General features: G+C 71.3%; 7 protein-coding genes and 1 pseudogene. 7 read left to right on the top strand and 1 reads right to left on the bottom strand.

Going from position 1 to position 7,269, the window contains the following annotated elements; all coding sequences use genetic code 11:
* The 3 genes and pseudogenes from ACFW2E_RS02010 to ACFW2E_RS02000 form a co-directional block, all read left to right on the top strand.
* Positions 1-657: pseudogene (locus ACFW2E_RS02010) on the top strand (decaprenyl-phosphate phosphoribosyltransferase); the annotation flags it as partial.
* Complete coding sequence (locus ACFW2E_RS02005; protein ID WP_384459883.1) at positions 654-1,082, top strand: GtrA family protein; 429 nt, start codon at positions 654-656, stop codon at positions 1,080-1,082. The pseudogene ACFW2E_RS02010 and the gene ACFW2E_RS02005, both read left to right, overlap by 4 nt.
* On the top strand, positions 1,070-1,981 hold the full coding sequence (locus ACFW2E_RS02000; RefSeq protein ID WP_384459880.1) for a YihY/virulence factor BrkB family protein: 912 nt from the start codon (positions 1,070-1,072) through the stop codon (positions 1,979-1,981). Before ACFW2E_RS02005 ends, ACFW2E_RS02000 begins: the two co-directional genes overlap by 13 nt.
* Here ACFW2E_RS02000 and ACFW2E_RS01995 read toward each other — a convergent pair.
* Entirely contained in the window at positions 1,926-3,203 is a 1,278-nt protein-coding gene (locus ACFW2E_RS01995) for a D-alanyl-D-alanine carboxypeptidase family protein (protein ID WP_384459877.1), read from the bottom strand. The genes ACFW2E_RS02000 and ACFW2E_RS01995 overlap by 56 nt on opposite strands.
* Before the next feature lie 91 nt (positions 3,204-3,294).
* Between ACFW2E_RS01995 and ACFW2E_RS01990 the strand changes: the two genes are divergently transcribed.
* The 4 genes from ACFW2E_RS01990 (at position 3,295) to ACFW2E_RS01975 (ending at position 7,149) form a co-directional block, all read left to right on the top strand.
* Complete coding sequence (locus ACFW2E_RS01990; RefSeq protein WP_190012810.1) at positions 3,295-3,534, top strand: SCO4848 family membrane protein; 240 nt, start codon at positions 3,295-3,297, stop codon at positions 3,532-3,534.
* A 16-nt stretch (positions 3,535-3,550) separates the two neighbouring features.
* Positions 3,551-4,885 (top strand): metallophosphoesterase, encoded by a 1,335-nt coding sequence (locus ACFW2E_RS01985; RefSeq protein WP_384459874.1) that lies wholly within the window; start codon positions 3,551-3,553, stop codon positions 4,883-4,885.
* A gap of 194 nt (positions 4,886-5,079) precedes the next feature.
* Entirely contained in the window at positions 5,080-6,621 is a 1,542-nt protein-coding gene (locus ACFW2E_RS01980; protein WP_384459871.1) for an ABC transporter substrate-binding protein, read from the top strand.
* 96 nt (positions 6,622-6,717) lie between these two features.
* Positions 6,718-7,149, top strand: a complete 432-nt coding sequence (locus tag ACFW2E_RS01975; protein WP_384459869.1) for an ATP-binding protein — start codon at positions 6,718-6,720, stop codon at positions 7,147-7,149.
* The last annotated feature ends 120 nt before the right edge of the window (positions 7,150-7,269 follow it).

Here is a 7,269-nt window from a genome sequence, read left to right as displayed (position 1 = left end):
CGCCCGGTCGCCGCCGGACAGGTCCCCGTGCCCCTCGCCTACGCCGCCGGAGGCACCCTGGCCGTCCTCGCGCCGGCCGCCGCGGCCCTGCTGACCACACCGGCCGCCGCGGCCCTCCTGACGGCGTACATCGGCGTGCAACTGGCTTACTGCGTCAGCCTCAAGCACGTCCTGGTCGTCGACCTCGTCGTCGTCACCACGGGCTTCCTGATGCGGGCGATGATCGGCGGGGTCGCGCTCGGCATCCCGCTGTCCCGCTGGTTCCTGATCACCACGGGCTTCGGGGCCCTGTTCATGGTCTCGGCCAAGCGCTACTCCGAAGCCCTGCAGATGGCCGGAAAGGCGGGCGCCACGCGCGCGTTGCTCACCGAGTACACCACCGGCTACCTCCGCTTCGTCTGGCAGCTCGCCGCCGGTGTCGCCGTCCTCGGCTACTGCATGTGGGCCCTGGAGGCGGGCGGCGTGCCGAGCACGAGCGTGCTGCCGTGGCGTCAGCTGTCGGTGGTGGCCTTCATCCTGGCCGTCCTCAGGTACGCCGTCTTCGCCGACCGCGGCACCGCGGGCGAGCCCGAGGACGTGGTCCTGCGCGACCGGGCACTGGCCCTGATCGGCCTGGCCTGGCTCGCGATGTACGGCCTCGCGGTGGCGAACTGGTGAGCGCGCCGCGCCAACGCGAACTGCTGGGTTTCGCCGCCGTCGGCCTGCTCGCCTACGCCGTCGACCTGGCCCTGTTCACATGGCTGCGCGGCCCGACCGGCCTCGGTCCGCTCACCGCCAAGACCCTGTCCTTCGCCGCGGGCTGCACGGTCGCCTACACCGGCAACGCGCTCGGGACGTACCGGCACACGCGTCCCCGGGGCCTGCGCCCGTACGCCGTCTTCCTGGCCGTGAACCTCGCGGGCGCGCTCGTCCAGCTGATGTGTCTCACCGTCAGCCACTACGGCCTCGGCCTCACCTCGCAGCGCGCCGACACCGTGTCCGGCGCCGGAATCGGCATGGCGCTGGCCACTGTCCTGCGCTTTTGGGGTACTCGCACCCTGGTGTTCCACAACGAGGGCAGAGACGGATCATGGACTGGCTGAAGAAGCTTCCCGGGATCGGGCCGCTCATCACGCGCCTGACGGCCACCCACGCCTGGCGGTCGTACGAGCGCCTGGACCGCGTGAAGTGGACGCGGCTGGCCGCCGCGATGACCTTCATCAGTTTCATCGCGCTGTTCCCGCTGCTGACGGTGGCCGCCGCGGTCGCCGCCGCCACCCTGAGCGAGTCGCAGCAGCGGAACCTGCAGAACAAGATCGCCGATCAGGTCCCCGGTATCTCCGACCAGCTCGACATCAACGCCCTGGTCCAGAACGCCGGCACCATCGGGCTCATCGCAGGCGCCTTCCTGCTGCTGACCGGCATCGGCTGGGTCGGCCAGATGCGCGACTGCCTGCGCGCGGTGTGGGAACTGCCCGACAAGGAGGAGAACCCCCTCCTGCGCAAGGCCAAGGACGCGGGCGTCCTGGTCGGCTTCGGCGGCGCGGTCCTGGCCACCCTCGCCGTCTCCACCATCGCTTCCGCCATGGTGGGCTGGACCGGCGACCAGCTCGGCATCGAACGCGCGAGCTGGGGCAGCGTCCTGCTGCGGACGGCCGCGTTCGTCGTCGCCGTGCTCGCCGACTTCCTGCTCCTGCTCTACGTGCTGACCCTGCTGCCCGGCGTCGAGCCGCCCCGCCGCCGGCTGGTCGTCGCCGCGCTGATCGGCGCGGTGGGCTTCGAGCTGCTGAAGCTGCTGCTCAGCGGTTACATCCAGGGCGTGGCCACGAAGAGCATGTACGGCGCCTTCGGTGTCCCCGTGGCCCTGCTGCTGTGGATCAACTTCACGTCGAAGCTGCTTCTGTTCTCCGCCGCCTGGACGGCGACGGAGAGCGAGGAGGCGGAACTCACGGACGGGACGAGCGACGGCGCACCAGGTCCGGCAGTGGCCAGCGGCGGTTGACCAGGAACACCCCGCCCGCCAGCAGCGCCAGCAGCCCGGCGGTGACCGTCAGGGCGATCCCGACGCCGCTCGAACCGCCGGCGGAGGCGCTCGTGACCGCCTTCGACGTTCGCCCGCCGGCGGCCCCGCCCGACTCCCCGGCGGAGGCGGTGGCGCCCGGCTGGGTGGCGGACTGGGCCGCGCTCCTCGGCGCCACCAGCTCGCCCACCGGCGACACCTTGCCGACCGCCGCGAAGCCCCAGTCGAAGAGCTTGGCGGTCTCCTTGTAGACCTCGTTGTGCTCGTTCTTCTCCGGCTTCATGACGGTGACCAGCAGCACCTTGCCGTTGCGCTCGGCCACCCCGGTGAAGGTCGCGCCCGCGTTGGTGGTGTTGCCGTTCTTCACACCGGCGATGCCCTGGTAGACGGGGATGTCGCTGTCGCCGCTCAGCAGCCGGTTGGTGTTCTGGATCTCGAAGGACTCACGGACCGTCCTGCCCTCCTTCTTCGTCGTCTCCCCCGGGAACTTCGCCCGGACGGTGGAGCAGTACTCGCGGAAGTCCTTCTTCTGCAGCCCGGAACGGGCGAACAGACTCAGGTCGTACGCGGACGACACCTGGCCCTTCTGGTCGTAGCCGTCGGGGCTGACCACGTGCGTGTCCAGGGCCTGCAGTTCGTCCGCGTGCGCCTGCATGTCCTTGACGGTCTGCTCGACTCCGCCGTTCATCGCGGAGAGCACGTGCACGGCGTCGTTGCCGGACCGCAGGAAGACGCCGAGCCACAGGTCACGGACCGTGTAGGTCTCGTCCTCCCTTATCCCGACCATGCTGGAACCGGCGCCGATGCCCGCCAGGTCGGACGGCACCACCTTGTGCTTCGACGACTTCGGGAACCTCGGCAGGACCGTGTCGGCGAACAGCATCTTCAGGGTGCTCGCCGGGGGCAGTCGCCAGTGCGCGTTGTGCGCGGCGAGCACCTCGCCGGACTCCGCGTCCGAGACGATCCAGGAGCGGGCGGTCAGGTCCTCGGGCAGCGCGGGAACACCGTCGCTCAGGTTCACCTGGGTGCCGGCCCGGCCGAGGCGGGTGCCACCGACCGTCGACATGTGCGCCGGGGGAGTGGCCGACGGGCTCGTGGACGGACGAGGGGCCGCGAGGGCGGCGGGTGCGGTCAGCGAAAGGGACAGCAAGGAGGCGGAAGCGACCAGCAGGGAGTGTCTGACGGTCTTCTTGGGTGCGGGCACGGTCGAGAACGTACCGGCAGCGGACCGTGAAGTCCTGGCTCCCCTGCCACCCCGGACGCGGATCCGCCCGGCCGACGGCGATACTGGACCTATGAAGCTCAGCCGCCCGGTCTCCTGGTTCCTGCTCGCCTTCGGGGTGTGGAGCTGGGTCATCTGGGTCACTTTCGTCAAGAATCTCGTCAAGGACGGCAGCGGGCTGGCGTTCGACGACGGGCACCCGACGGCCTACTTCTGGGTGCACCTGCTGCTGGCGGTCGTTTCCTTCGTATTGGGGACGGTCATCGGGGTCATCGGGTTGCGCGGACTGCGCGCACTGCGCCGGACGTCATAGCGGGGGACACGGCAGCTTGGTCATCGTCTTCGTCCTCGTCGCCCTGGCCGTCCTGGCCCTCGTGGCCGCGTTGCACTGGTACGTCTGGCGCCGTCTGGTCCGCGACGCGACCCGCGGTCCCGGTCCCGCCCGCCGCGTCGGCACGGGCGTCTTCGTCGCGGGCCCCACGCTGATGATCACGGCGCTGGTCGCCGAACGCTCCGGCGCCCCCTTCTGGCTGCAGCGCACCCTGGCCTGGCCCGGCTTCCTGTGGATGGCGCTGTCGCTCTACCTGCTGCTGGCCGTGGTGGCGGGAGAGGCCGTACGCCCCCTGCTGCGACGGCTGGTGGCGGGGCGGGCGCCCGCGCGGACGGCCACGCTCACGCCCCCGGACACCGTCACGGCCGAGGAGCGGGAACCCGAGACCGCGAGCGTGTCCCTGGCCGCCGAGGGCGCCGCTGCCCCGGTCGAGGTGAACCCGCCTCCGGCGAGCGGGCCCCCGGCCGCCGGGCCCGGACCGAAAGCCTCCGCCCCCGGCGTCCCCGACCCCGCCCGCCGACTCTTCGTCTCCCGCGTCGTCGCCGGAGCCGCCGCCACCGCCGCCGTGGCGACCGTCGGATACGGGACGTACGGCGTGCTGCGGGGGCCGAATGTCAAGCGGGTCACCGTCCCGCTGGCCAGACTCCCGCGCTCCGCGCACGGATTCAGGATCGCCGTCGTCAGCGACATCCACCTCGGGCCGGTCCTCGGCCGGGGCTTCGCGCAGAAGGTCGTCGACACGGTCAACGCGACCCAGCCCGACCTGATCGCGGTCGTCGGTGACCTCGTGGACGGCAGCGTGAAGGACCTCGGCCCGGCGGCCGCCCCGCTGGCCGGGCTGCGGGCGCGGCACGGCGCGTACTTCGTCACCGGGAACCACGAGTACTTCTCCGGGGCCGAACAGTGGGTCGAGGAGGTGCGGCGGCTCGGGCTGCGCCCGCTGGAGAACGCCCGTACCGAGCTGCCCGCCTTCGACCTCGCGGGCGTCAACGACATCCAGGGCGAGAGCGAGGGCCGGGGCCCGGACTTCGGCAAGGCGCTCGGCGACCGGGACACCGCGCGTGCGTGCGTGCTCCTCGCCCACCAGCCGGTGCAGGTCCACGAGGCCGTACGGCACGGCGTCGACCTCCAGCTCTCCGGCCACACGCACGGCGGCCAGCTCTGGCCGGGCAACCTCGTGGCGGCGGCCGCCAACCCGACGGTCGCGGGGCTGGAGCGCTACGGCGACACCCAGTTGTACGTCAGCCGGGGCGCCGGAGCCTGGGGGCCGCCCACGCGCGTGGGGGCGCCGTCGGACATCACGGTGATCGAGCTGGCCTCGCGCGACGCCTGACTGTGAAGGCGCTGTGAAACCCACCGGAAACAGCCGCCCGGTAAGTTCTTTCTCATCCGGTCGGATTGCTCTTCCCCCAGCCGAAACACGTGTGATTAGGTGATCGGCGCCACTAGGGGAGTGGCGACTTTGTGCTGGCCTTGGGTAGGGCCAGGGTAGGTCCCTGGGAGGGCACGACCATGCGCTCGGTTCGCATGCGCATTCTCGCGACGCTTCTGGTGCTCGCGGCCGTGGGAGTGGGCGGCTGGCAGTTGCTGCCGTCGCAGGACAAGACAGACAGGACCATCACGGTCGGCACGACGGACGCCGTCACGTCGCTCGACCCGGCCGGCGCCTACGACGCCGGTTCCTGGGCCCTGTTCAGCAATGTGTTCCAGTCCTTGCTGACCTTCGACGCGGGTGGCGGCCAACCGGTGCCGGACGCGGCGAAGAGCTGCGGTTTCGTGGGCACCGGGCTGAAGACGTACCGGTGCACGCTGCGTTCCGGGCTGACGTTCCCGAGCGGGCGCGCGGTGACCGGCGAGGACGTGAAGTACTCCTTCGACCGCGTCAAGAAGATCAACTCCGATGTCGGCCCGGCGTCCCTGCTGTCCACGCTCGGCTCGGTGAGTGCCGAGGGCGACACCGTCACCTTCCATCTGTCGTCGCCGGACGCCACCTTCCCGTTCAAGGTGGCCACCGGCGCCGGATCGATCGTCGACCGGACCAGGTACCCGGCGAATGCCCTGCGCAGAGGCGGCGAGGTCGACGGCACCGGCCCCTACACACTGACCGGGTACACCAAGGACAAGCGCGCCGCCCTCACGCCGAACACGGGCTACAAGGGGGACATCCAGGGCAGCCGCAGCCCCGTCGAGCTGCGCTACTACGGCGACGCGGCCAAGCTGAACAACGCCTGGAAGGCCAAGGAGGTCGAGGTCGCCACCAGGACGCTGCCGCCCGACGTCCTGTCCCGCCTCTCCGCGAGCGACCCCGGCCAGCGCGTCACGGAGTCCGACAGCTCCGAGACCCGCAACCTCTACCTCAACACCCGCGCGACCTCACCGCTGCACGAGGTGACCGTCCGCCGGGCCATGGCCTGGCTGATCGACCGTGAGAAGCTGGCCGCCAAGGTGTACGAGGGCACGGTCGAACCGCTGTACTCGCTCATCCCGACCGGTATCACCGGCCACACCACGTCGTTCTTCGACGACTACCCGAAGCAGAACGTGGCCAGGGCGCGGGCACTGCTCACCGGGGCCGGCGTGACGCTTCCCGTCCACTTCACCCTCGGCTACGGCAAGGGCCGTGGCGCGGGTGCCGAGGAGGCGGCGGAGCTGAAGGGGCAGCTGGAGACCGGTGGCCTGTTCAAGGTGGACGTCCAGGGCTACGAGTGGACCGACTTCCAGAAGCGCTGGGCCGACGGCAAGCTGGACGCGTACACGGTCGGCTGGGTCGCCGACTACCCGGACGCGGACACCTTCGGTGCCCCGCTCGTCGGCACCGGCTCCACCATGCGTACCGGCTACAGCAACAAGCTCGTCGACCACCTGATCCTGGACAGCCAGCAGTTCGCCGACCGCAGCCGCGCCGCGCAGGACTTCCGCGACCTGCAGGCGGACGTGGCCTCCGACGTGCCGCTGATTCCGCTGTGGCAGCGCAAGGAGTACGTCGTCAGCAACGAGGACGTCGGCGGTGGCCAGTACCTCTCGGACGGCACCGGCGTGTTCAGGCTGTGGCGGCTGACCTGGATCTGAGGTGATCCCGCGCGCCGGAACATGCGCCCGAGCGACGCGGGACAGACACCCGACGCGCGCCCCGTGACGGAGGTGCGCGTCGGGTGAGGAGCAGACGTGCTGAGACGCAACTCCTTCCGGTTGCCCCGGCATCCGGCTTCCGTCGGTCTCGCCCGGCACCGGGTCCGGGACCATCTGGCCGACTGGGGCCACGGCCCCGGTGAGCGGGCGCTGGAGGACGTGGTCCTGCTGGTGTCCGAGCTGGCCACCGACGCCGTACGCCACGACCCTCCCGCAAGCTCTTCGGGCAGGGGGTACCTCCAGCTGGAGCGGGAGTTCGAGGTCGCGGTGACCGCCCTCGCCGACGGCTCCTGTCTCGTGGAGGTCTCCGCCGAGGGCCGCCTGGAATCCCGGCTGCGGTTGGTCGGGGACGGGGCGGAGGCGGGCCGCGGGCTGCACCTCGTGGAGAGCGTCGCGGCGGCCTGGGGGGTGTGGAGCCGGGGCACGCACGGCAAGACCGTGTGGGCGCTGGTCACGGCCGACACCTGAGGCGATCGGCCCACGCGGGCCAGGCCCTGCCGTCACATCCCCGTCTGCCCGGCGACGCCCCGCCCCCAAACCCCAACACGTCGGGCCCGGGGGCCCCCCGCACCCCCCGGGCCCCCCCCG

It is taken from the genome of Streptomyces sp. NPDC058964 (assembly GCF_042741275.1).
In the GTDB taxonomy this organism is placed as follows: domain Bacteria; phylum Actinomycetota; class Actinomycetes; order Streptomycetales; family Streptomycetaceae; genus Streptomyces.
This window is presented reverse-complemented; position numbering and strand designations above follow the sequence as displayed.